Below are 587 nucleotides of genomic sequence, written 5' to 3'. Positions count from 1 at the left end.
AGCTTCGTGCTGGCCAATGGCCGCGGCGCCGCCGTCGAGCAGACCTCCTCGCTCGCCCGTGCGCCCTACATCGCGATCGGCGAGATGACGGGAACGGCGGCGAGCGGCCGCATCCTACTCGCTGCGCAAATCACCGAGGGCGAGATCGAGAACCATTTCGCCGAGCATATCGAGACCGCCGACGAGATCACCTTCGATCGCGGCGCGATGGCGTTGCGCGCGCGGCGCAAGCGCGTGCTGCACGCCATCACACTCTCGGAGTCGACACTTGCCGTCTCGCCCTCGGAGGACACCGCGCGCATTTTCGCCGACGGCTTGATCGCCGCCGGTCTCGACCGGCTGCCCTGGTCGAAGGCCGCAAAGCAGTGGCGCGACCGCGTGATGTTCCTGCGCAAGGCCGAGGGCGACAGCTGGCCTGATCTCACGGATGACGGATTGATCGCGCGGCGCGACGATTGGCTGGTGCCGGCGCTCTACGACAAGATCGCGCTCAAGGATATCTCGCCGGGCGACCTCTCCGACGCGCTGATGGCGCTGCTGCCGTGGGAGATGCGCGCGCGGCTCGACCGCGAGGCGCCGACGCATTT

At 68.3% G+C, this 587-nt stretch carries 1 pseudogene; it reads left to right on the top strand.

Features of this window, described 5'->3' with window-relative positions:
- Nucleotides 1-587, top strand: a pseudogene (locus MOV75_RS41200) (ATP-dependent helicase HrpB); the annotation flags it as partial.

It is taken from the genome of Bradyrhizobium sp. PRIMUS42, assembly GCF_023006515.1.
Taxonomy (GTDB): Bacteria; Pseudomonadota; Alphaproteobacteria; order Rhizobiales; family Xanthobacteraceae; genus Bradyrhizobium.
Note: the sequence above shows the minus strand (reverse complement) of the source record. Positions and strands in the feature narration are given on the sequence as shown.